21 protein-coding genes and 1 tRNA gene are annotated in these 22,699 nt (G+C 71.3%); 14 read left to right on the top strand and 8 right to left on the bottom strand.

All coding sequences use genetic code 11. The annotated features are described in order from the left end of the window. Positions 1-8: 8 nt before the first annotated feature. The 3 genes from AB0H82_RS00750 to AB0H82_RS00760 form a co-directional block, all read right to left on the bottom strand. Complete coding sequence (locus tag AB0H82_RS00750; RefSeq protein WP_362987290.1) at positions 9-914, bottom strand: radical SAM protein; 906 nt, start codon at positions 912-914, stop codon at positions 9-11. A gap of 92 nt (positions 915-1,006) precedes the next feature. Next, complete coding sequence (locus AB0H82_RS00755) at positions 1,007-1,486, bottom strand: heme-degrading domain-containing protein (RefSeq protein WP_362987292.1); 480 nt, start codon at positions 1,484-1,486, stop codon at positions 1,007-1,009. Then, on the bottom strand, positions 1,483-2,613 hold the full coding sequence (locus tag AB0H82_RS00760) for a Gfo/Idh/MocA family oxidoreductase (RefSeq protein WP_362987294.1): 1,131 nt from the start codon (positions 2,611-2,613) through the stop codon (positions 1,483-1,485). The genes AB0H82_RS00755 and AB0H82_RS00760 overlap by 4 nt, the downstream gene beginning before the upstream one ends. Positions 2,614-2,669: 56 nt before the next feature. Between AB0H82_RS00760 and AB0H82_RS00765 the strand changes: the two genes are divergently transcribed. The 12 genes from AB0H82_RS00765 (at position 2,670) to AB0H82_RS00820 (ending at position 13,903) form a co-directional block, all read left to right on the top strand. Next, a complete protein-coding gene (locus AB0H82_RS00765) occupies positions 2,670-3,782 on the top strand; it encodes an ROK family transcriptional regulator (protein ID WP_362987296.1) in 1,113 nt (370 codons plus the stop codon). A gap of 408 nt (positions 3,783-4,190) precedes the next feature. Beyond that, entirely contained in the window at positions 4,191-4,934 is a 744-nt protein-coding gene (locus tag AB0H82_RS00770) for a hypothetical protein (RefSeq protein ID WP_362987297.1), read from the top strand. 61 nt (positions 4,935-4,995) lie between these two features. Continuing rightward, on the top strand, positions 4,996-5,778 hold the full coding sequence (locus AB0H82_RS00775; protein WP_362987299.1) for a GntR family transcriptional regulator: 783 nt from the start codon (positions 4,996-4,998) through the stop codon (positions 5,776-5,778). 134 nt (positions 5,779-5,912) lie between these two features. Continuing rightward, the gene (locus AB0H82_RS00780) at positions 5,913-7,037 is read left to right on the top strand and encodes a TIGR03364 family FAD-dependent oxidoreductase (protein ID WP_362987302.1); all 1,125 of its coding nucleotides are present in this window, start codon (positions 5,913-5,915) and stop codon (positions 7,035-7,037) included. Between the two features lie 5 nt (positions 7,038-7,042). Further along, positions 7,043-7,744 (top strand): HAD family hydrolase, encoded by a 702-nt coding sequence (locus tag AB0H82_RS00785; protein ID WP_362987303.1) that lies wholly within the window; start codon positions 7,043-7,045, stop codon positions 7,742-7,744. Next, entirely contained in the window at positions 7,744-8,796 is a 1,053-nt protein-coding gene (locus tag AB0H82_RS00790) for an ABC transporter ATP-binding protein (protein ID WP_362987305.1), read from the top strand. The genes AB0H82_RS00785 and AB0H82_RS00790 overlap by 1 nt, the downstream gene beginning before the upstream one ends. Positions 8,797-8,956: 160 nt before the next feature. Further along, complete coding sequence (locus AB0H82_RS00795; protein WP_362987708.1) at positions 8,957-9,772, top strand: 2-aminoethylphosphonate ABC transporter permease subunit; 816 nt, start codon at positions 8,957-8,959, stop codon at positions 9,770-9,772. Continuing rightward, positions 9,759-10,568 carry an ABC transporter permease subunit gene (locus tag AB0H82_RS00800; RefSeq protein ID WP_362987307.1) on the top strand — a complete coding sequence of 270 codons (810 nt, stop codon included), beginning with the start codon at positions 9,759-9,761 and terminating at the stop codon, positions 10,566-10,568. Before AB0H82_RS00795 ends, AB0H82_RS00800 begins: the two co-directional genes overlap by 14 nt. Positions 10,569-10,605: 37 nt before the next feature. Further along, on the top strand, positions 10,606-11,688 hold the full coding sequence (locus AB0H82_RS00805; protein WP_362987309.1) for a 2-aminoethylphosphonate ABC transporter substrate-binding protein: 1,083 nt from the start codon (positions 10,606-10,608) through the stop codon (positions 11,686-11,688). 140 nt (positions 11,689-11,828) lie between these two features. Then, positions 11,829-12,608: an HAD-IIA family hydrolase gene (locus AB0H82_RS00810; RefSeq protein ID WP_362987311.1), complete on the top strand. Its 780-nt coding sequence runs from the start codon at positions 11,829-11,831 to the stop codon at positions 12,606-12,608. 68 nt (positions 12,609-12,676) lie between these two features. After that, positions 12,677-13,222: a hypothetical protein gene (locus tag AB0H82_RS00815; RefSeq protein WP_362987313.1), complete on the top strand. Its 546-nt coding sequence runs from the start codon at positions 12,677-12,679 to the stop codon at positions 13,220-13,222. A gap of 15 nt (positions 13,223-13,237) precedes the next feature. Then, a complete protein-coding gene (locus AB0H82_RS00820; protein WP_362987315.1) occupies positions 13,238-13,903 on the top strand; it encodes a class F sortase in 666 nt (221 codons plus the stop codon). Positions 13,904-14,197: 294 nt separating this feature from the next. Here AB0H82_RS00820 and AB0H82_RS00825 read toward each other — a convergent pair whose 3' ends face one another. Then, complete coding sequence (locus tag AB0H82_RS00825; RefSeq protein ID WP_362987317.1) at positions 14,198-14,974, bottom strand: ANTAR domain-containing protein; 777 nt, start codon at positions 14,972-14,974, stop codon at positions 14,198-14,200. Positions 14,975-15,132: 158 nt separating this feature from the next. Here AB0H82_RS00825 and AB0H82_RS00830 point away from each other — a divergent pair, with 158 nt between their 5' ends. Next, on the top strand, positions 15,133-16,161 hold the full coding sequence (locus AB0H82_RS00830) for a glycoside hydrolase family 6 protein (RefSeq protein ID WP_362987319.1): 1,029 nt from the start codon (positions 15,133-15,135) through the stop codon (positions 16,159-16,161). Between the two features lie 136 nt (positions 16,162-16,297). Here the strand turns inward: AB0H82_RS00830 and AB0H82_RS00835 are convergent, their stop codons facing one another. The 4 genes from AB0H82_RS00835 to AB0H82_RS00850 all read right to left on the bottom strand — a co-directional run bounded on the left by AB0H82_RS00835 (position 16,298) and on the right by AB0H82_RS00850 (position 21,118). Continuing rightward, positions 16,298-18,238, bottom strand: coding sequence for a kelch motif-containing protein (locus AB0H82_RS00835; RefSeq protein WP_362987321.1), 1,941 nt, complete (start codon positions 18,236-18,238; stop codon positions 16,298-16,300). After that, complete coding sequence (locus tag AB0H82_RS00840) at positions 18,235-20,133, bottom strand: glycosyltransferase family 2 protein (RefSeq protein WP_362987710.1); 1,899 nt, start codon at positions 20,131-20,133, stop codon at positions 18,235-18,237. The genes AB0H82_RS00835 and AB0H82_RS00840 overlap by 4 nt, the downstream gene beginning before the upstream one ends. Before the next feature lie 108 nt (positions 20,134-20,241). Beyond that, on the bottom strand, positions 20,242-20,955 hold the full coding sequence (locus AB0H82_RS00845; RefSeq protein WP_362987323.1) for a FadR/GntR family transcriptional regulator: 714 nt from the start codon (positions 20,953-20,955) through the stop codon (positions 20,242-20,244). Positions 20,956-21,044: 89 nt separating this feature from the next. Further along, positions 21,045-21,118 (bottom strand) — tRNA-Lys (locus AB0H82_RS00850). A 217-nt stretch (positions 21,119-21,335) separates the two neighbouring features. Here AB0H82_RS00850 and AB0H82_RS00855 point away from each other — a divergent pair. Next, complete coding sequence (locus tag AB0H82_RS00855) at positions 21,336-22,691, top strand: peptidoglycan-binding protein (protein ID WP_362987324.1); 1,356 nt, start codon at positions 21,336-21,338, stop codon at positions 22,689-22,691. Positions 22,692-22,699: the final 8 nt, after the last annotated feature.

The raw sequence follows: 22,699 nt of genomic DNA on the forward strand, positions 1-22,699 counted from the left end.
GGAGCTCCTCACGGGGCCGGCGGGCCGTCCGGATCCGGGCCGTCCGGGTCCGGGTAGGTGCCGGCGAAGTTCTCGACGTTCCGGGCAGGGGTGATCAGCTCGGCGGGCCGGAGCGTGCGGTCCGCGAGCTTCTCGAAGAGATTCCCGATCCTCCGTTCCTCACCCTCGTCGACGACGACGATCTCGCAGTCCGGATCGATGAAGAAGTAGCTGCCGGTGCGGGTCGAGTTGCGGTACACCCTCAAGGCCACGCGGTGCCGCCGCGCGGCCTCCTCGCACTGCTCGACGACGTCCTCGAACTCCGCGTCGCCGATGGAGAGCCAGTCCCGGTTGTCCGCGCCGTAGTTGGTCTCGGACATCTGGTAGACCTTCCACACGTCGGGCAGCGAGGCCTCGTCCTCGATCAGGTCCAGGACGTGCGGCGCGCCCTTCACGTTGAGGCGCGTGACGACCGTGCCCAGCTTCACCCGGACGTGCCCGTGGTTCTTGCGCACCTCCCTCAGCAGGTCGAGCACCCTGTCGCGGTGCGGTGCCGGGCTGCCGGTGCGCAGCAGTCCGTGCTCCGCCGCGTCCTTGGACTCCAGTGGCAGGGCGAGCCAGGAGAGGTGGGGGAGGATGCGCTGCATGGACTTCAGGGGGGCGAGGCCGTTGGTGCTGAGGACGACGCGGGGCGGCCGCCCGGACGGCAGCGGCCGGTTCAACTCCTCGGCCAGCTCGGGGAGGTAGGGCAGCAGTGTCGGTTCTCCACCGGAGATGACGACGCCTCGCACGCCCGAGTCCCGGAGGACGGCAGCGATCCGTAAAGCCGTCTCCCGGGGCATCGAGGGCACCTCGTGGCGGGGGCCGAAGCAGAAGGGACAGCTGAGGTTGCAACGCCCGATGGGACGCAGGTCTACAAACGCGGGCAGCTGCATGGACGGACACTATGGGGTCCCTGGGGCCCCACAGTGTCGCTTCCACTCATTCAAGCGAGTGGTTTTCACTCATTGCGCTGAACAATCCTGGTTCAGGCTGCGACGAACCGTTCCAGCGCCTCTACCACCAGTGCATGGTCCTCCACCTGCGGCAGTCCCGACACCACCACCGTGCCGATCACTCCCGCGCCCGCCACCGCGAGCGGGAACGCGCCGCCGTGGGCCGCGTACACGTCGGGGTCGAGGCGGGAGGAGTCCTCGAACGTCGTGCCCTTGGCGCGGAAGCGGGAGCCGACCAGGTACGAGGAGCAGCCGTAGCGCTCGACGACGCGGCGTTTGCGGTCGATCCAGGCGTCGTTGTCCGGGGTGGAGCCGGGCAGCGCCGCGTGGAAGAGCTGCTGGCCGCCGCGGCGGATGTCGATCGCCACGGGGGCGCGGCGCTCGCGGGCCAGCTCCACCAGGAGCGTGCCGAGCGCCCAGGCGTCGTCGTATGTGAAGTGGGGGAGGACCAGGCGGCGCTCCTGGGCCTCCAGCTCGTCGATGGACGGGGCGGCGGCGGGGGGCGGGGTCACAGCGTCACCGCCACGCCGTCGCGGGCCGAGCGGCGGGCCGCCTCCAGGACGTCCAGGGCCGCGGCGGCCTCGTGCGCGGTGACGGGGTTCTCGCCGGTGCCGCGCAGGGCGTTCGCCACCGCTTCGTAGTACGCGGGGTAGTCGCCAGGCAGGGTCGGCAGCGGGGTGCCGCCGCCGGTCAGCGGGGACTCCCCGGCTCCGACCGTCCCCCACATCGACTCCGGCTCCACGCCCCACGGGTCGTCCGCGGTCGTGGCCGTGGCCGGGCGCTTGCCGTCGCGCAGGGCCGCTTCCTGCGGGTCGAGGCCGTACTTCACGTAGCCCGCCCGCGAGCCGAGGACCCGGAAGCGGGGGCCGAGCTGGGCGGTGGTGGCGCTGACGTAGAGGTGCGAACGGACGCCGTTCGCGTGGGTGAGCGCGAGGAACGTGTCGTCGTCGGCCTCCGCGCCGGGGCGCCGCACGTCCGACTCGGCGTACACGCTCACGACCGGGCCGAAGAGCACCAGGGCCTGGTCGACGACGTGGCTGCCCAGGTCGTAGAGGAGGCCGCCGATCTCCTCCGGGTTCCCGGACTCGCGCCAGCCGCCCTTCGGCTTCGGCCGCCACCGCTCGAAACGGGACTCGAAGCGCCATACGTCGCCGAGCCCGCCGTCGGCGATCAGCTTGCGCAGGGTGCGGAAGTCGTTGTCCCAGCGGCGGTTCTGGAAGACGGAGAGGAGCAGCCCGCTCTCGTCGGCGAGGGCCGCGAGCCCGCGCGCCTCGGCGGCCGTGCCCGCGACCGGCTTGTCCACGACGGCCGGCAGGCCCGCCTTGAGGGCGGCGGTGGCGAGCGCCACGTGCGTCTTGTTCGGCGACGCGATGACGATCAGGTCGAGCTCGTCAGCCCGGTCCCACAGCTCGTCGGCCGAGGCCGCGCAGCGCAGGCCGTCGCCGAACTCGGCGCGGGCCTGCGCCTGCCGCTCGGGGTTCGACGTCACGACCGTGTCGAGGACGAGGCCCTCGGTGGCGGCGATCAGCGGGGCGTGGAAGACGGAACCCGCGAGGCCGTACCCGATGAGGCCGACGCGGAGGGGGGTGCCTGAGGTGTCTGAGGTGCCTGTGCCGGTCTTGGGGCCTGTACCAGTCATGTCCTCCACTTAAGCAACGGTGTTGCCAAAGTGCAAGCGGACGGGACAATGGCCCTGTGACGTCGTACGTGAACAGGGGAAACCCCGGAGTGAACCTGCCGGTGCTGCGCGGGCACAACGCTGCCCTCGTGCTCGATCTGCTGCGCGCCGCGGGCGAGGCGGGCATCAGCCGCCTCGAACTCGCCGAGCGCACCGGGCTCACCCCGCAGGCCGTCAGCAAGATCACCGCGAGGCTGCGGGCCGAGGGGCTGGCCGCGGAGGCGGGGCGCCGCGCCTCCACGGGCGGCAAGCCCCGCACCGTGCTGCGCCTCGTCCCCGGCGCGGGCCACGCGGTCGGCCTCCACCTGGACCGTGACGAGCTGACGGCGGTCCTCGTCGACCTGACCGGCGCGGTGGTCGCCGAACGCCGCGCTCCGCTCGCCTTCGGCGCGGGCGCGGAGGCCGTGGTCGAGGTGGCCGTCGGGGAAGTGCGGGGGCTGCTCCTCGGCCGCGGCACCGTCTCCGGGGTCGGGGTCGCGCTGCCCGGGCCGCTCGACCACGCGGCGGGGGTGCTGCACCGCGTCACCGGGTTCCCGGAGTGGGACGGGTTCGCGCTGCGGGACGTGCTCTCGGGGCGGCTCGGGCTGCCCGTCGTGGTCGACAAGGACACCAACGCCGCGGCTCTCGGCCTCGCTCTCGCGAGTGCCGCCGACTCCTTCGCGTACCTCCATCTGGGCACCGGGCTCGGCGCCGGGCTCGTGTTCGGCGGCGCCCTGCACCGCGGGGCCCGTACCGGCGCGGGCGAGTTCGGCCACCAGGTGCTGCAGCTGGACGGGCCGTCCTGCGAGTGCGGGGACCGGGGCTGCGTGGAGGCGCTCTGCCTCGCGGCCGTCGCCCGGGGCGACCTCGACGAGGCGGCGCGGGTGCTCGGCACGGCCGCCGGCAACCTCGTCGGCCTCCTCGATATCGACCGCGTCCTCCTCGGCGGCCGGACCGTCTTCGCCGCGGGGGAGCTTTTCGTACGGGGGGTCGGCGCGGTCGTCGCCGAGCGCGTCCGGCGCGGGGGCGGGGAGGTTCGGGTGCCGGTGAGTCTCGCGCCGGGAGGGGAGCGCGGGGTGGCGGAGGGGGCGGCACAGCTCGTCCTCGCACCGCTCTTCGGGCGCGCGGAGGTGGCTTTTCCGGTGCGTTGAGGGCGGGTTGCTGGTGGTGGCAGTCAGGGGGGGGCATGCGGCGGTCATGCGGCAGTCATGCGGCGGGGACTTATGCGCGGGGACGGGGATCTCGCCTGAACGGGGGGCTTGGGTGGGCCGGTCGGGCCTGTCCGACGGTGGTGGGGTGGCCGTGTCGCGCACGCGTGGCAGGGTCGGAAGCGCCCCCGTTCGCCGGTGAGCGCTCAGTAAAGGTTCTTCATGGGCTTCCGCAGTTCTCTCGCCTTCGGTGCCACTGCCGTGGCCGCCGCAGCCGCCGCCCTCGTGCCCGCCGCGCCCTCCGTGGCCGGGGAGGGTGTTGTGCGGGGTGGCGGCGGGGCCGACTGTGAGGTGGCAAGGGGTGTGGGCCGGGATCTCTGTGCCGCTGCCCCGGGAGAGTCCGGGCTCCGTGTGGTCCGGAACCGGGAGTGGGAGGGGGTACGGGGCCGGGAGCAGGGATGGGGGCGGGGCCGGGGACAGGAACGGGAGCGTGGGCGCGGTGGTGCGGTTCGGCGGGCCACCTGTGCGGGGGAGGACCGGGTCGACTTCCCCATCGACGCCCGGATTCATCGGGGGCCCGCCATCTACCGGCCCGGCGGTGGGCACGAGGACTGGACGGTCGACCTCACCAACGCCACCGACGAGCCCTGCGGCAACATCCACCCCGTCCTCGTCCTCGTCGACGAGGAGCGGACGCTGACGTCCCGGCAGGTGCGGCTGCGGTTCGTCGACGGGACGCGGTGGCGGCCCGTGGCGTTCGAGCGGACCGGTCAGGGCGAGCACGTCGGTGTCTTCGACGACGGTTTCCCCGGCTTCACGGTCGCGCCGGGCCGTACCCTCACCGTCAAGGTCCGGCTCGCCTTCACGGCCGACGCCGGGCCCAACCACGTCGTGGCCTCCGCCGCGGTCGTCCAGCGCAGGGACGGCGACGGCGACTGGGTCGGCGCCTCCAACGACTACCCGTTCGACCTCGCCCCCGGCGCCTCCGCGGAGCTCGCCGCCGAGCCGCCCGCCGGCCTGCGCGCCGAGCTCGCCGAGACCGGTTCGGACGTCCCGCTCGTCACGCGCATCGCCGCCGCCGGAGCCGTCGTCCTCGTCGGGAGCGGCACCCTCGCCCTGTGGGGCGCCCGCCGCCCACGAGTCCGCCGGCGCTGAGGGGCGGGCACGGCCCAGGGTCCGGCGACCCCCGTTCACGTACGTCTGCGAACATCCCCGCGTGGACATTCCGAACACCGCGCACCACCCCGCCCACCTGCTCGACCAGGCGCCGGGCGCCCCCATCCGCTCCGGTATCCCCGAGCACGGCCGCATCCCGAAGTACTACGCCGTGAAGGCGCGGATCGCCGCGCTCATCGAGGAGTTGGGGGACGGGCAGCCGCTGCCCACCGAGCGAGATCTCGCCGAGCGGTACGAAGTGGCGCGCGAGACCGTGCGGCAGGCGTTGCGCGAACTGCTCCTGGAGGGGCGGCTGCGCAGACAGGGGCGCGGCACCGTCGTGGCGGGGCCGAAGCTTGAGCAGCCGTTGTCCCTCGCGAGTTACACCGAGGGCGTGCGGCGGCAGGGGCGTACCCCCGGACGCAACCTCATCTCCCTCGACCGGTTCCCGTGCCCGCCCGCCCTCGCCCGCGAGATCGGCACCGACGCGGGCGAGCCCGTCTGGCACATGGAACGCGTGCTGCTCGCCGACGACGAGCGGGTCGGCCTTGAGAGCACCTACGTCTCCGTGGCGCGGGTGCCGCGGCTCGACACCGACTTCGAGCCCGACTCCTCCTTCTACGCCTACCTGCGCGACAGCCTCGGCATCTCCTTCGGCGACGCCGACGAACGGATCGAGACGGTCCTCGCCACCCCGCGCGAGGCCCTGCTCATCGGGACGCCGCCCGCGCTGCCCATGCTCCTGATCCACCGGCTGTCGCGGGACACGTCGGGCCGCCCGCTGGAGCGGGTGCGCACCCTCTACCGGGGCGACCGGTTCTCGTTCACCACGCATCTCGGCTGAAGCGGCGGCCACCCCTCGCTCATCAAGTTCGGTAACGAGAAGATAACGGGTCTAGGCCAAGCTTGGGTGGCCGTTCACCGTCCCGTTGCCGTTCGGCCCCGCCCGGGACACCGGCCCCCAGGAGCGTTGCCGCCGTGAGAGTCATCGTCGTAGGAGCCGGCGTGGTGGGAACCATGCACGCCTGGCACGCAGTGGAACGCGGCCACGAGGTCGTACAGATCGAGCGCGAGAGCGAGGCCCGCGGGGCGTCCCTGCGCAACTTCGGGCAGATATGGGTGAGCGGCCGGGCGGGCGGCGAGGAGCTCGACACCGCCCTGCGCGCCCGCGAGCTGTGGGAGCACATCGGCGAACGCGTGCCGGGCCTCGGCTTCCGCGCCAACGGCTCCCTCACCCTCGTCCGCAACGAACGCGAGCACGCCGTCGCCGAGGCCGCCCTGGCCCGCCCGGACGCGGCGGCCCGCGGCCACAAGCTGCTGAGCGCCGACGAGGCACGTGCCCTCAACCCGGCCCTGCGCGGTGAGTTCAGCGCCGGCCTGTGGTGCGAACGGGACGCGGCCGTGGAGCCACGCACCGCTCAACTCCGGCTGCGGGAAGCCCTTCTGGCCTCCCCGCGCTACACCTTCCTGCCCGGGCGCGAGGTACGCGACGTCGTCGGCGGGAGCGCGGTCCGCGACGACCACGGTGACGTGCACACCGGAGACGTCGTCGTCCTCGCCACCGGCGCCTGGCTCGGCGGCCTCGTCCGCGAGCTCGCGGGACCCGACCTGCCTGTGCGCCGCGTACGGCTGCAGATGATGCAGACCGAGCCCCTCGGCGAACCGCTCACCACCTCCGTCGCCGACGCCGACAGCTTCCGCTACTACCCGGCGTACCGGTCGGACGCCCTCGACGCGCTCAACGCCGGGCAGGCCCAGACGCCGACCGCCGCCGCACACAAGATGCAGCTGCTCATGGTGCAGCGCGCCGACGGCGGCCTGACCATCGGCGACACCCACGAGTACGAGCACCCCTTCGCCTTCGACACCGTCGAGGAGCCCTACGACCACCTCACCGAGGTCGTCGAGGGCTTCCTCGGCCGCCCGCTGCCGAAGATCAGGCGGCGCTGGGCCGGGGTGTACGCCCAGTGCGTCGACACGAGCCGCGTCGTGCACCGGCAGCAGGTACGCGACGGCGTGTGGCTGGTCACCGGGCCCGGCGGGCGCGGCATGACCTGCTCGCCCGCGATCGCCGAGCAGACAGCGAACGAACTGGGATGGTGAGGGAGTTGACCGACAAGACGCAGGGCCGCGTCGGGCTCGTCGTGCTCGACATGGCCGGTACCACCGTCGCCGACGGCGGCCTCGTCGAGCAGGCCTTCGCCGCCGCCGCGCGGGAGCTCGGGGTCGAGCCCGGCTCGGCCGACCACGCCGCGAAACTGGAGTACGTCCGCGCCACGATGGGCGAGTCCAAGATCTCCGTCTTCCGGCACCTGTTCGGCGAGGAGAAGCTCGCGCAGCAGGCCAACGCCGCCTTCGAGAAGGCGTACGGGACGCTCGTCGACGGCGGTCGCATCGCACCGATCGCAGGGGCGCGCGAGGCCATCGAGGAGCTCGCGGACGACGGCCGCACCGTCGTCCTGACCACCGGCTTCGCCCGGATCACCCAGGACGCCATCCTCGACGCGCTGGGCTGGCGGGGCCTCGTCCCGCTCACCCTGTGCCCCGCCGACGCGGGCGGCCGCGGGCGCCCCTACCCCGACATGGTGCTCAGCGCGTTCCTGCGGACCGGTGCCGTGGACGGCGTCCGGGACGTCGCGGTCGCGGGCGACACGGCGTACGACATGCTCAGCGGCGTACGCGCCGGCGCCTCCGTCGTCGCCGGAGTGCTCACCGGCGCCCACGGCGACACCGCGCTCCGCGAGGCCGGGGCCACCCACGTGCTCGGCTCCGTCGCCGAACTGCCCGCGCTGCTCCGGGGAGTCGGCTGATGGGCAGCGGCATCCGCTTCGACGGGGTCTCCGTCGCGTACGACGGGAACACCGTCCTCGACTCCCTCGACCTGACCGTCGAACCCGGCGAGGTCATGGCCCTCCTCGGGCCCTCCGGGTCGGGCAAGACGACCGCGCTGCGGGCCGTCGCCGGGTTCGTGCGGCCCGTGTCCGGGCGCGTCCTCATCGGCGGGCGCGACGTCACCGCGCTGCCGCCGCACCGGCGGGGCATCGGCATGGTCGTCCAGCAGTACGCCCTCTTCCCGCACATGCGGGTCGCGGACAACGTCACCTTCGGTATGAAGGCGCAGAAGACGGCAAAGGCGGAGATCCCCGGGCGGGTCGCCGAGGCGCTGGAGATGACGGGCATGGCCGCGTACGCGCGGCGGTTCCCGCGCGAACTGTCCGGCGGGCAGCAGCAGCGGGTCGCCATCGCGCGGGCACTCGCCATCCGGCCCGGCGTGCTGCTCCTCGACGAGCCGCTCTCCGCGCTCGACGCGCAGCTGCGCTCCGGAATGCTGGCCGAACTCGCCCGCCTCCACCGCGAGTTGCCCGACGTGTCGATCCTGTACGTCACCCACGACCAGGTCGAGGCGCTCACCCTGGCCGACCGGATCGCCGTCATGGACCGGGCCCGGCTGCGGGACTGCGGGACCCCGCAGGAGCTCTACCGGGCGCCGCGCACGGAGTTCACGGCGTCGTTCGTCGGCAACGCGAACCTCCTCGCGGTGACGGTGGAGACCGGGGCCGTCTCCTTCGGTGGGGTGTCGTTGAAGGTGAACACGGGGGGTGTCGCCCCTGGGGCGACCGCCACACTGTGCGTGCGGCCGCATCTGGTCGGGCTCGGGGAGGGCCCGAACCCCCTGCGGGGCAGGGTCGCCGAAGTCCAATGGCGGGGTGCCATCCATCGGTTGTACGTCGACGTGGCCGGGGAGCGGGTGAAGGTGGATGTCCGGGAGCTTCGGGATCCGCCCGCTATCGGCGACGTGGTCACCCTGCACTTCCTGCCCGAGGACGCGGTGCTCCTGGCCGGAGGGGTGACCGATGGGTAGTCCCACTGGGCGCCACGGTACAAGTGGCCCGGCACCGGGGGCTGTGCCCACCCTCCCCCAATCTCTCGACTCCGCTCGATCAGGGGGGACCCCCATCGCCGTGCGGAACGCCTGCCCACAGCAGAAGCGGCAGGAGTCCGGGGCTCGGCGGGGGTGGCGTCTGCCCGCGTTCGTGTGGGTTCTGCCGCCCGTCGGGATTCTCGGGGTGTTCTTTCTCTATCCCCTCTTCCTCGTCGTGCAGCAGTCCGTGCGGCCCGACAGCGGTGGGACCTCTCTCCAGCCGTATTCCGACGTGTTCGCCTCCGAGGCGTTCCGGGAGGCGCTCGGGACCACCGTGTGGCTGGCGGTCGGGGCGACCGTGGGATGTCTCGTGCTCGGGTTCGCGCTCGCGCTGGTCATCGCGTTCGTGCCGTTCCCCGGCGGGAAGACCGTCGCGAAGTTCATCGACGTGTTTCTTTCCTTCCCGTCCTTCCTGATCACTCTCGCCCTGCTCTTCATCTACGGGACGAAGGGCATGGCCAACGGGGTGTGGACGGACGCGACCGGCGCCGCCGAGGGGCCGTTCCAGTTCCTGACCACCCCGTGGGGCGTGCTGCTCGCCGAGATCACGTACTTCACGCCCTTCGTGATGCGGCCGCTGCTCGCCGCGTTCTCGCAGCTCGACACCGCGCAGATCGAGGTCGCTTCGAGCCTCGGGGCCGGGCCCGCCCGCATCGTGCGGCGCGTCATCCTGCCCGAGGCGCTGCCCGCGCTCGCCGCCGGCGGCAGCCTCGTCCTCGTCATGTGCCTGAACGAGTTCGGGATCGTCCTCTTCACGGGGGCGAAAGGCGTCACCACCCTCCCGATGCTCGTCTACAGCAAAGCCATCCTTGAGTCCGACTATCCGGCCGCGTGCGTCGTCGCCGTCATCAACATCGCGATCTCCGTGGGCCTCTACGGCCTCTACCGGGTGGTGAGCCGTCGTGTTGGTGCATAGCCGCAAGGGGAAGTGGGCCGTCTGGGTCCTGTTCGCCGTGCTCTTCCTGCCCCTCTTCGCGCTGCCGCTGCTCGTCATCCTCACGGCGTCGTTCTCCGAGCACTGGTCGGGGGCCTTCCCGTCCGGGCTCACCGGCGAGCACTACGCCTCGGCCACCCGCGGGGAGTCGCTGCGCGCCCTCACCACCAGCCTGGTCACCGCCCTCGGCGCCAGCCTGCTCGCGCTGACCGTCGGCTCCTGGGCGGCGCTCGCCGCCGCCTCGCTGAAGAAGGGCGGCAGGAAGGGCGGCAAGAGGGTCCTCGACGCGCTGTTCGTGCTGCCTGTCGCCGTGCCGTCCGTGGTCGTGGGCCTCGCGGTCCTCGTCGCCTTCTCCAAGCCGCCGATGATCCTCAACGGGACGCGGTGGATCGTGATCCTGGCGCACGCCCTGCTCGTCACGGCATTCGCCTACCAGTCCGTCACGGCGGCGATCGCGCGGCTCGACCCGGCGTACGAACAGGCCGCCGCGTCGCTGGGCGCCCGGCCCTCGTACGTCCTGTGGAAGGTGAAGCTGCCGCTCCTGCTGCCGTCCCTGAACGCGGCCGCCGGGCTCTGCTTCGCGCTCTCCATGGGCGAGCTGAGCGCCACGATGATGCTCTACCCGCCGGACTGGACGCCGCTCCCCGTGCGGATCTTCGCGGCCACCGACCGCGGGTCCACCTTCACCGGCGCCGCCCTCGCGGTGGTCCTGATGGCGGCCACGCTCCTCGTGCTGCTCGCCGTCTCCCGCGTCCGCACCCGCGCCTCCTACCGCTGACCTCCCCGCCTCCCTGTCCCAAGGAGTACGAAACGTCATGTCGCGTCACCCCCGCATCCGCGTCCGAGCGCTCGCCGCCGTCACCGGCAGCCTCGTCCTCGCCGGCTCCCTCACCGCGTGCGGCGGCAGCTCGGCCGCGTCCGACGACAAGGTCGTCACCGTCTACAGCGCCGACGGCCTCAAGGGCGAGAACGGCGACGGCTGGTACGACCGGGTCTTCGAGGACTTCGAGAAGAAGACCGGCATCAAGGTGAACTACGTCGAGGGCGGCTCCGGCGAGATGGTGCAGCGCGCCGTCCGCGAGAAGTCCAACACGCAGGCCGACGTCATCATCACCCTGCCGCCGTTCATCCAGCAGGCCGACGAGAAGGGCCTGTTGCAGGCGTACGAGCCCAAGGGGTCGGACCGGGTCGGCGGCGCCGACAAGGCCGCCGACGGCAAGTGGACCGCGGTCGTGAAGAACTACTTCGGGTTCATCCACAACAAGAAGGAACTGGCGGGCGGCAAGGCGCCGAAGACGTGGGAGGACCTCACCGACCCCGCGTACAAGAACAAGGTGCAGTACTCCACGCCGGGCGTCGCGGGCGACGGGACCGCCGTGCTCATCAAGGCGATGCACGACTTCGGCGGCAAGGAGCCGGCGATGGCGTACCTGAAGAAGCTGCAGACCAACAACGTCGGCCCGTCCGCCTCCACCGGCAAGCTCGCGCCCAAGGTCGACAAGGGTGAGCTGCTCGCCGCCAATGGCGACGTCCAGATGAACTACGCGCAGTCCAAGGACATGCCGAACCTCGGCATCTGGTTCCCCGCGACCGAGAAGGACCCGGACAGGCCCACCACGTTCGCGCTGCCCTACGCGGCCGGTCTGGTCAGCAAGGCCCCGCACAGCGCCAACGCGAAGAAGTTCCTCGACCACCTCCTCGGGGAGCAGGCGCAGCGGCAGGTCAGCGAGATCGGCGGCGGCTTCTCTGCCCGCGAGGACATCAAGGCCACCGACGCCAACGCCATCGCCCTCGACAAGATCATCGACGGGGTGGAGGTCTTCGAGCCGGACTGGAAGGACATCTCCGAGAACCTCCAGTCGTATGTGGAGGACTGGAAGTCGGCGACGGGCAGCTGAGCCGTCAGGCACGAGCCGTCGCGCCCAAGCCCGATGTGATCGGCGGGGTCAAGATCACCGCATCCTGATTAGGCTGTGGGGTGTCGGCACAGCGCTGTCCCGGCGCCCCAGCCACCTCGTACACCGCAGGAGTGCACCCCATGGCAGAGCGCAAGCCCATCGAATCGTGGCTCACCGACATGGACGGCGTGCTCATCCACGAGGGAGTACCGATCCCGGGCGCCGACGCCTTCATCAAGAAGCTGCGCGAGTCCGGCAGGCCCTTCCTCGTCCTGACGAACAACTCCATCTACACCGCGCGCGACCTCCAGGCCCGGCTGAACCGCATGGGCCTCGACGTGCCCGTCGAGAACATCTGGACGTCCGCGCTCGCCACCGCCAAGTTCCTCGACGACCAGCGCCCCGGCGGCACCGCGTACGTCATCGGCGAGGCGGGCCTGACCACCGCCCTGCACGACATCGGGTACGTCCTCACCGACCACGACCCGGACTACGTGGTCCTCGGCGAGACCCGCACGTATTCCTTCGAGGCCATGACCAAGGCCGTCCGCCTCATCAACGGCGGGGCCCGCTTCATCTGCACCAACCCCGACGAGACGGGCCCCTCCATGGAGGGGCCGCTGCCCGCCACCGGGGCCGTCGCGGCCCTCATCACCAAGGCGACCGGCAAGAACCCGTACTTCGCGGGCAAGCCGAACCCGCTGATGATGCGGACAGGGCTGAACGCGATCGGCGCGCACTCGGAGACCAGCGCGATGATCGGGGACCGCATGGACACCGACATCCTCGCCGGTCTCGAAGCCGGGATGGAGACGTTCCTGGTGCTCACGGGGCTGACGACCCGGGCCGACATCGATCGCCACCCCTTCCGCCCCTCGAACATCGTCGACTCCATCGCCGACCTCGTCGACCGCGTCTGACCGGCCCGGACCTCCGTCGAGATGCGGAGTCGTCCGGTGCGGGTGAACCTCGTAAGTGGAGGTTCACGATGCGTATACGTTCCCTAGCTCTCCGTCGGGTAGGGGTGGCCGTCGTCCTGGCGGCCGTCCTGCCCGCCGGTGCGGCCCAGGCCCACGACAAGGACGCGGTGCGGGCCACCGTCACCCCGTCCGACGCCGCGCCCGGCGCCACCGTGGAGGTGAGCGTCTCCGGCTGTGGGGGCACCACCGGTACGGCCGGTTCGGGAGCCTTCGAGGGCGACGCCGAGCTCACCGGACGCGACGGCGGCAAGTACGCGCTCAACGGCAGCACCAAGATCAGGCGCGGCGTCTCAGGGACGTTCGACGTCACGGTCACCTGCGACGGCCACCCGCACCAGGGCGTCGGCACGGTCCAGGTGGGCAGGAACGACGCGGCCCCGGTCGCCCCGGTGCGGGCCGGTGGCGGCGGCGCGCGGCTGACCACCGCCACCTCGGCCGAGGCGGAGGAGGCGGGACCCGGCACCCGGCACGCCGTGATCGGCCTGGTCCTCGCCGGGGTCGCCGCCGTGGCCGTCGCGTTCCGCAGCGTCCGCCGACGACGACGCTCCGAGTGACGGGCGGGCAGAACCGTGTCCAGCGGTGGACGCGCGACCGGCTCGGGACGCCTGCTGACCGGCGTGGCCTGGGCGGTACTCCTGGTCGCCCTCTGGCTCTGGGGCAGTGACATCGCCGGTCTGCGCGGCGGGATGTCCGCGCCCGCCACGGGTGACGTGGCCGCGGTCGGCCGCCCCCTCGGCGTCGAACTCCCGCCCGCACACGAACCGTTGACGCCCGCACGGCCGCAGCGCGTCGACGTGCCCTCACTGGAGGTGCGGGCCCCGGTGGCGGCCCGCGGTCTGGACGCCGACGGCGCGATAGACCCGCCGTCCTTCGCCCAGGCCGACACCGTCGGCTGGTACGCGGGCGGCGCCCGCCCCGGGGAGCCCGGCGCGGCCCTCTTCGTCGGCCACGTCGACACGGAGACCGAACCGGCCGTCTTCTACGACCTGAGCGCGCTGCGCGCCGGCGAGCAGATCAGGGTGGCCCGCGACGACGGCACGGTCGCGGAGTTCACGGTGGACGACGTGCGGGTCGTCACCCGGGCACGCTTCGACGCCGAGAAGGCGTACGGCCCGCACCAGGAGGGCCGCGCCGAGCTGCGGCTCATCACCTGCGGCGGCGTCTTCGACAAGACCGCCCGCACGTACTCGGCCAACGTGATCGTGTCGGCCTACCTCACGGGTGTGCGGTCGTAGGGCAACCCGGCGCCCGGCTCCCGTACCTGGCCCGGTCGGCGGCCCGCTCCCCCCGGAGCCGCCGACCGGGCTGGTCCTCGACCGCGCGCGCACGGGCTGCGGGAGAAACCCGGCGCCGGCGCGGGAGGTACGGGGACCATCCCGAAACGCGGAATGGCCGACAGGCCGGGGGCTTGGGCCGTGCAAGAAACTGTAGAACGAATGAGCGCGCGGGCCTAGGGGGCGATCGAGGCAGAATGACGCCATGTCGCAGGCCCCTGTCCCTGTGTGATCAGCGCAGGTGGGAGCGGTCCTTCAGGAAGGTCCGGACCTGCGCCGCCGAAGGGTTTCGGCATCGATCAGCCCCTTGATCACCTGCACGGCCACCAGGTCGACGACCTGCTGTTCTCTGCGTGCGTAACTCCGCATCGCCTCGAACGCATCGTCCATGCCCGTCTGCCAGCGCTCGGCGAGTATCCCTTTGGCCTGTTCGACACGGATGCGGCTGTTCAGTGCCGTCTGGAGCTGCTCGGACAGCAGCCGGCACGCGAAGTGGGTGCGGTGGTTGTGCAGGCCGGTCGCCGCGGCCTTGGCGAGGGCCTGCGCGATCCGCACCTCGCGGACGGACGTCGGCCCGCTCTCCCGGCCCACCCCGCGATGCGCCGCCGCCACGAAGACGTTGAGCGCGCCCAGTACCGTGCCGTTCCGCCTGATCGGCACCGCGTACGTCTCCGCGATGCCGTACTTGCAGGCCCGCGCGGCGAACGCCGGCCAGCGGGCCCCCGCGACGGCGGAGTCGATCCGTACCGGCGCCACGGGCTCGCCGGTGCCGAAGCTCTCCACACACGGGCCGCCCAGGTGCTGGATCTCCAACAGCTCCAGGATCGCCGCCCGTTGACGCCCACAGGCGGCGAGGAACACGTCGTCGATGCCGGCGGTGTACATCACCCCGGCGCCCCGGGCGCCGAGCAGCTCCACACAGCGGTCGGCCAGCCACGTCAGATAGCGGCCGAGGTCGAAGTCGTCGGTCAGAGTGTCCGCGGTCTCCACCAGGACGTCCGCAAGCCGCAGTTCGCTGTCGCGGTCTCGCATGCCCCATGCACCTCCACTCCCCGCGGACTGCGCCTACCCCGCTGGGGCGGGCTGTAACAGCTCTCGTACAGCTCCCTGCGCCGGGCCCCGCGGACCTCGTGGGCAGGGGCCGGGTATGCCAGGATTGCAACAGGGCCAGTGCACCCGAGGGGGAGTGTATGTACCGCAAATACACCGGCCGCGGACGCGGTTTCGCGACCCGGGGGATGCGGACGGGAGCGGCGCTCGCCGGGGCCGCGCTCCTCCTCGCCGGGTGCTCCTCCGGCGGTGACTCGCCGGACGACACGTCGAGCCGGCCGGTGAAGCAGCAGCCCAAGGAGAAGGACCCGTACTGGGTCAACCCGGACGGCAACGCGGCCAGGCAGGCTGCCTCGTACGCCGAGGAAGGCAAGAAGGACGACGCCGAGCTGATCCGGAGGATAGCCGAGCAGCCGGTCGCCGAGTGGCTCGTCCCGGAGAACGCGGAGGACCAGGCGCGCGGCTTCACCGAGGCCGCGGAGAAGGCCGACCGGGACGCCCTCCTCGTCGTCTACAACATCCCGCACCGCGACTGCGGCCAGTACTCGGGCGGCGGCGCGGCCGACGGCAACGCGTACCGCGCCTTCATCGACCAGGTCGCCCAGGGCATCGGCGACCGGCACGCCACGGTGGTCCTGGAGCCCGACGCGGTCCTCCACCTGGTCGACAACTGCACGCCGAAGGAGTTCCACGAGGAGCGCTACGACCTCCTCAAGGGCGCCGTCGAGAAGCTCAAGTCCCTGAAGAACACGAAGGTGTACCTCGACGCGGGCAACGCGGGCTGGCAGAACCCCGACGCCCTCTGGGAGCCGCTGAAGCGGTCCGGCGTCGAGCAGGCCGACGGCTTCGCGGTGAACGTCTCCAACTTCCAGACCACCGAGTCCAGCACCGAGTTCGGCAAGAACCTCTCGGCGAAGATCGGCAACAAGCCGTTCGTCATCGACACGGGCCGCAACGGCAACGGGGCGTACACCAAGGGCAAGGACCCCTGGTGCAACCCGCCGGGCCGGGCCCTCGGCGAGACCCCGACGACGAAGACGTCCGACCCACTCGTCGACGCGTACCTCTGGGTCAAGCGCCCCGGTGAGTCCGACGGCACGTGCCGGGGCGGCCCCAAGGCCGGCGAGTGGTGGCCGGAGTATGCGTTGGGCCTCGCGAAGGCTGACTAGGGGCGCGGGGAACTGCGCGAGCAACCACGACAAAGCCGCAGTCGCGTCTGCCGAGTACCCGGCAGGTGCGACTGCGGCTTTTCGTGGGCTGAGCGCGCAGTTCCCCGCGCCCCTGAAACGCCCCTGCGGGGCGTCCCTAGGGCACGTGGACCCAGCGTGCCTTGCTGGGCGTGCCCTGGTCGTCCGTCACGAAGAGCATGTACCAGCCGGACTCGACCAGGCTCCGGTTCTTCGGGACCGTCACCGTGACAGAGCCCTTCGCCTTCTTCAGGTCGAGCGCGACCGACGTCTGGTCGATGTCCGTGACGTGCGTCGACGCACTCGGCTTGATGAGGCGGGCCGTCTTGAGGGACGACGCGTGCTTCGTCGGGAACGTCCCCGACCCGCCCCGTGGGATCGTCTTCGGCCCCGCGCCGAGCGAAGGCTGCGAGCCGCGGTAGAGGTACGGCGGCGTGTAGATCTCGATGCGCTGCTCGAAGACGCCGGGCTTGGTGTCGGCCTCGTCGGCGTAGAGCGAGTCGGAGCCGAAGAACATCACGCGGCCGTCGGGCAGCAGGACCGAACCGGAGTGGTAGTTGCGGCCGACCTCGGGGTCGGCCACCCGCCGCATCTCACCGGTCTTCGCGTCGTAGATCCGCGCCTGGTGGATGTTGGAGTCGCCGCGTCCGCGGTAGTCCTCGGAGCCGCCCGAGATCAGCACGGTGTCGTCGGGCAGCGTGGAGATCTGCGGGTAGCGCGTGCCCTTCTCCAGCGGGGGCCCGTCGACGAAGCGGGGCTCGTCCGCCTTCAGGTCGACGGTGCGGGTCTTCTCGGTGGACTCCTTGGACTCGCCGACGCCACCGCCGCCGACGACCATGTACTTCTGGTCCTGCGCGGGCGGCAGCTCGACCGTGCCGGAGGTCTCCAGGAGGTGCTGGTCGCTCAGGCCGGGGACGCCCTGCCACTTGTTGGCCTTGAGGTCCCAGATGCCGGGCTTGCGGCCGACGTCGTCCGGGCCGTAGCCCGCGTTGGAACCGGAGTAGAAGAGCTTGCCGTCGGCCAGCTGGAAGATCGCGGGGTACGTCGGGAACTGGCGGATCCCCTTCGTGTACGTCCACTTCTTCGTCTTCGGGTCGTACACCTCGTTCTTGCCCGGGACCAGCTGGCCGATCTCGTCGAGGCCCGAGGTGGAGAGGATCCTGCCGTCGGTGAGCGTGGTCAGCGTGGGGTACCAGCGCGCCTCGTTCATCGGGTCGACCTTGATGTACCGCTCGGCGACCGGGTCGAACTCGAAGGTGTCCTTGATGCCCTGGAAGTCCTTCTTGTCGAGGGCGAGCTTCTGCGCCATGCCGTAGACGTTGCGGGTGTCGGAGCCCTTCAGGCCCTGGATGCGGTAGTTGTCCTGGGTGCCCGTCTCGTACTTGGCGCCGCTCCTGGCCGCCTCCACGTAGACCCGGCCGAGGCCCGGCTCGGTGCGCAGGAACCGGCCGGTCTGCTTGTCGAAGACCTTCTTCGCCTTCTCGACCAGGACGCTGTCCTGGGAGACGAACGTCCTGCCGTTCTTCTTCCCCGTGAACGTGGTGCCCGCGGGGATCGTCTTCGGCTCGTCCGGGTCCTCGTTGTGGACGATCATCAGGCCGCCGGCCTTGGTGACGTCGCCCTTCAGCTTCTCGTAGCGCTGGGTGCCGCCCGCGATCAGCAGGTTGCCGTTGCCCAGCTGGGTGTGGCCCGTGCAGAACAGGTCGGTGGGCGTCGGGATCTTCTTGACGGTGTTCTTGACCGGGTCCCACAGCCGGGTGTCGAACTTCTTCTTGTCGAAGTTCTTCTGGTTGTTGCCGGACCCGGCGACCAGCAGGACCTTGCCCGTGTGCAGGAGCGCCGCGTGGATGGTGTTCTGGCGGTACTCCTCAGGGAAGTCGAGGACCTCCCAGTGGCCGTTGGCCGCCTTGTACTCCGGCTTGTTGATCTTGTAGTCGTGGTACTTCTCGGAGCCCACGCGCCACAGCCACGGGCCGTTCATCCCTGCCAGCGCGAGGACGACCGCCGTGCCTATCGCGATGCGGCGGGCGCGGCGGCGGTGACCGGCACGGTCTTTCATTTCTCACGTCCCCCATGGGAAATCCGGGAAATCTGCAGGGTCTGGTCGGGCGCCGCCGCCCAGCTGGGCTTCTGCCGCGGCACGATCACGTCGGGCGCGGGCGGCTCGGGCCTCTTCCTGTCCTGCCGCATGCCCCAGCGCCACGCGAAGATCGGCGCGGCCGTGATCAGCAGGGCGAACGTGGCCCAGACGATCATCGCGGGGTGGGAGTGCCCGTACACGAAGGAGGCGGCCATCGAGCCGCCGAAGACCAGGATGAAGAACAGGTGGATCCGGAAGGTCCCGAACAGCGTGTCGGGGCTCGCCGAGTCGCCCTTGGGGGTCACCACGAACCTGCTCTTGCGGCGCAGGGCCGCGTCGAGGAGCGAGCGCGCGTAGACCGGTGCGGAGAGCGCCGACATCACCATGCCCGCCACACCGCCGGAGCCCTCGGGCTCGTGCGGGGAGACGTTGTGCCTGCGGTTCCAGATGTAGAGGCCGATCTGCAGCGCGGAGGCGTTGCCGTACAGCATCAGCCAGATGGTCGGGTCGATGTTCACGCCGGACGCGCCGAGACCGAGGAACAGCGCGCAGCTCAGCGCGGCCAGGATCCAGTTCATGGCGGACATCGGGTAGAAGATGACCATCATCGTGTAGTTGAAGAGGCGGCCCGGGGGCAGGGAGAACGGCGCCTTCCAGAACTGCTTGAGGATCGTCTCGTACGTGCCGCGGGACCAGCGCAGCTGCTGTGTGAAGAAGTCCGTCCAGGCGTTCGGGCCCTCGCCGACCGCGAGCACGTCCGGGGTGTAGACCGACTTCCACTTCTTGCCGGTCGCCGGGTTCGTGGCGCGGTGGATCTCGAAGCCGGTCGCCATGTCCTCGGTGATCGAGTCGTACAGGCCGCCGATCTGCTTCAGCGCCTTGATGCGTACGGCGTTGGACGTACCGACGAACATCGGGGCGCCGTAGGCGTTGCCCGCGCGCTGGATCAGCGCGTGGAAGAGGAACTGCTGCGACTCGGCGGCCTTGGTGACGAAATTGTCGTAGTTGCCGTAGACCTGCGGGCCGATGACGAAGCCCACGTTCTCGTCGCGGAAGAAGCCGAGCATCCGCTCCAGGTAGTTCGGCATCGGGACGTGGTCGGTGTCCACCGACGCGAAGTAGTCGTAGTCGTCGCCGTGCGCGTCCAGCCAGGCGTTGTAGTTGCCGTGCTTGGTCCTGGCGCGGTGCGGGCCCTTGGCCGTGTTCCACTTCGCCACGCCCTTGCGGGAGAAGTGGTGGACGCCGAGCCGCCGGCAGACCTCCGTGACCTCCGGGTCGTCACCCTCGTCGAGGAGCCATACGTGCATCGGGCCGCGGTGCCGGATCTTGACCGCGGCCTCCAGGGTCTTCGTCACCATCTCGATCGGCTCCTTGCCGGGCACGAACGAGGTGAGGAAGGCGACTCTGGTCCCCGTCTCGGGGACCACGGGTATCGGGTCCCGGGCGACGAGCGTGGCGTGCGCGTTCGACAGCACGTTCATGCAGCGGAAGAACTCGATCAGGCCGATGGATATGAGCATGACGACGTCGAGGACCGGCAGCCAGTCGTTCGCGACGTGGTCCCGCTCCGTCCAGTGCTGGGGCTGGAGCAGCCAGCCGAGCAGCACGAGGGAGAGCAGCGGGGCCGCGCCCAGCATCAGCGCGGCCCGAATCCTGTGCGGCTCCTGCGAGAGCAGCGTGCGGTACTTCACCCGGTAGGGCTTGCTCGGATCGGGCCGGGTCAGGGGCCCGGCGAGCCGGCTGTAGTGCTCGTAGTCGTACCGCGGCAGGGACTTCCTGATTCTGCGGAACCCGCCCGTCGTGTGCGAAAGCACCCGGAGCCGGGTCGTCTCTGACGGGTCGTTCTGTCGGGCGCCCGGCGGCGTCGACGTCATGAGCATCCCCCCGCACGCGGTCCGCCGCGTGGTCGTTCGCATGCTGCCCCCTGGCATCGCCAGGGTTCTACGCCTTACGGCATGATCGCAAGAGCGAAAACAAGGGGTTTACCGGTCATACGTGCGATGTGGAGTGTCTGCTGGGACGGGGGAGCTCAGGCGGGTACGGATGTTGCCGAAGTGCTCGCGTATGGCCTGCTCAGCGCGGAGAACGTCGCCCGAGCGGACCGCCGCGAGGATTTCCCGGTGCTGGCGGCAGGTGACCCGGGGATCGAGCGGAACGTCCACCAGGTCCGTGCGAACCTTGTGGAAAGCGTCCCAAAACGCCTCCAGAACCTCACCGAGCAGCAGGTTTCCCAGGCCGCGGTAGAGCGTGGCGTGAAATGCGCGGTCGGTCTCGGCGTGCACGGCGCCCTCCGGGGACGCCGCCTCGGCCTCCATCCGTGCCACCAAGGCGTCGAGTTCGGCCAGGTCGGCGTCCGGGACGCGGCCCGCGAGACGTGCGATGAGCCCGGTCTCCACGGCCTCGCGCAGCTCCAGGAGCTGGAGCAGGCTGTCCTCGCCGCGGTAGTGGCCCGCGACCGTGCGGAAGGCCAGGCCCTCGATCATCGGCGCGACCGACATCGGGCCGACATACGTCCCGAAACCGTGCCGGATCTCCACGATCCCCATCGCCTGGAGCGCCTTGAGGGCCTCCCGCACGGAGTTCCTGCTGACCCCCAGGCGCTCCATCAGCTCGGGCTCCGTCGGCAGGGAGGCGCCGGAGGGCAGCCTGGAATCGATGATGAGCTTCTTGATCCGCTCCTGGATGTCGCGCGCCATGGCGACACGTTAGCGGTACGGATGCGGGGACCGGCCCCGCGCGGACACGACGAAGGCCCCCCGCGTGAACGGAGGGCCTTCGCTGTCTGTGCGCCGCCAGGGACTCGAACCCCGGACCCGCTGATTAAGAGTCAGCTGCTCTAACCAACTGAGCTAGCGGCGCCTGCTGACCTGGATAACTCTACCGGATGCCGAGGGGTGGTCCCGACCACCCGGCGGCCGCCCGGCGAGGGCCGGCGCTGTGGGGGGTGCGCGGGTGGGACCGGGTGGCGGTCCGATCCATCATTCGGACCGTCAACATGCGGTATCCCGGGACAGTTGAGAAACTGACGGACGTGCAGATGCGCGAACATTCTTTTCCGGGGTGTGAGGGGAATCGCATGGAGGCCGCTCCACTGTTCGAGGAATTCGCCCCCGAGAGAGACTGCGACTGTCCCGGCTGTATTCACCTGCGCCGCACGACGGCGCTCGCGCTGCCCCCGCGGCTCGGCGGCCACCCCGCGGCGCACGGCGCGCGCCGCGCCCTCGTCCTCGCCGCCGCGGCCGGCACGGTGCTCGGCGGCCAGGCGCTGCCCGCGGTGGCATCGGCCGAGGTGGGAGGCGTCCCGGCGGGACCGGAAGCGGGACCGGAAGCGGGTCCGGCGGACACCGGCCCCGACACCCCGCAGGGCCCCGCGAGCCCGCTGCACGGCCGCCAGGGCGTGGCCCTGCCGGGCGCGCCGGCGCCGACAGGGGTACGGGCGACCACCCGGACGGAGATCATCAACCGGGCCAAGGCATGGGTCGCCGAGAAGGTTCCCTACAGCATGGAGAAGTACCGGCCCGACGGCTATCGGCAGGACTGCTCCGGCTTTGTCTCCATGGCCTGGAACCTCGGCGGCAACGAATGGACGGGCAGCCTCGACACCTACGCGACGCGCATTTCCAAGGACCAGCTTCAGCCCGGCGACATTCTTCTCTTCCACAATCCGGCGAACCCCACCAATGGCTCGCACGTGACCCTTTTCGGGGGCTGGACGGACTACACGCGCACGCATTACCTCGCCTACGAACTGGCCCGCCCGCACGCCCGGAAACAGTCCACTCCCTATGCCTACTGGACGTACGCGGACCGCTATGTGGCCTATCGGTACAAGGGCGTCGGCGTCGGCTCCCCGGGCGGCCCGGGGCCCTCGGCCTCCGCGCCGGCGCGGTATCCGGGCGCGGCGGCCTTCGCCCCCGGGGCGAGCAACAAGCACGTGACGCGGCTCGGCGAGGCGCTGGTCGCCCGGGGCGGCAAGCGCTTCTACCGGTCGGGTCCCGGCCCGCGCTGGAGCGACGCCGACCGCAGGGCCACCCGGGCGTTCCAGCTGGCGCAGGGCTGGCGGGGCGGTGACGCGGACGGGCGGCCGGGCCCGACGACGTGGTCGTACCTGGTGGAGGGGAAGGGCCGGGACATCCCGGCCGGGGGCAGCACCGGCGGCTCCGCTCCGCACGGTTCTCATGGCGCTGCGGGTGGGCCCGCGTATCCGGGCCGGGGCGTCTTCCGCCCGGGGCAGTCGCACGCGGCGATCGAGCGGCTCGGCAGACAACTGGTGCGCAAGGGCTTCGGCCGGCACTACGCGCGCGGCCCCGGCCGCTCGTGGAGCGAGAGCGACCGGCGCAACGTGGAGGCGTTCCAGCGCTCCCAGGGCTGGCGGGGCGCGGCGGCGGACGGCTTCCCGGGGCCTGAGACGTGGCGGCGGTTGTTCCGGTGAGCGGAGTG

It is taken from the genome of Streptomyces sp. NPDC050732, from assembly GCF_040654255.1.
Classification (GTDB): domain Bacteria; phylum Actinomycetota; class Actinomycetes; order Streptomycetales; family Streptomycetaceae; genus Streptomyces.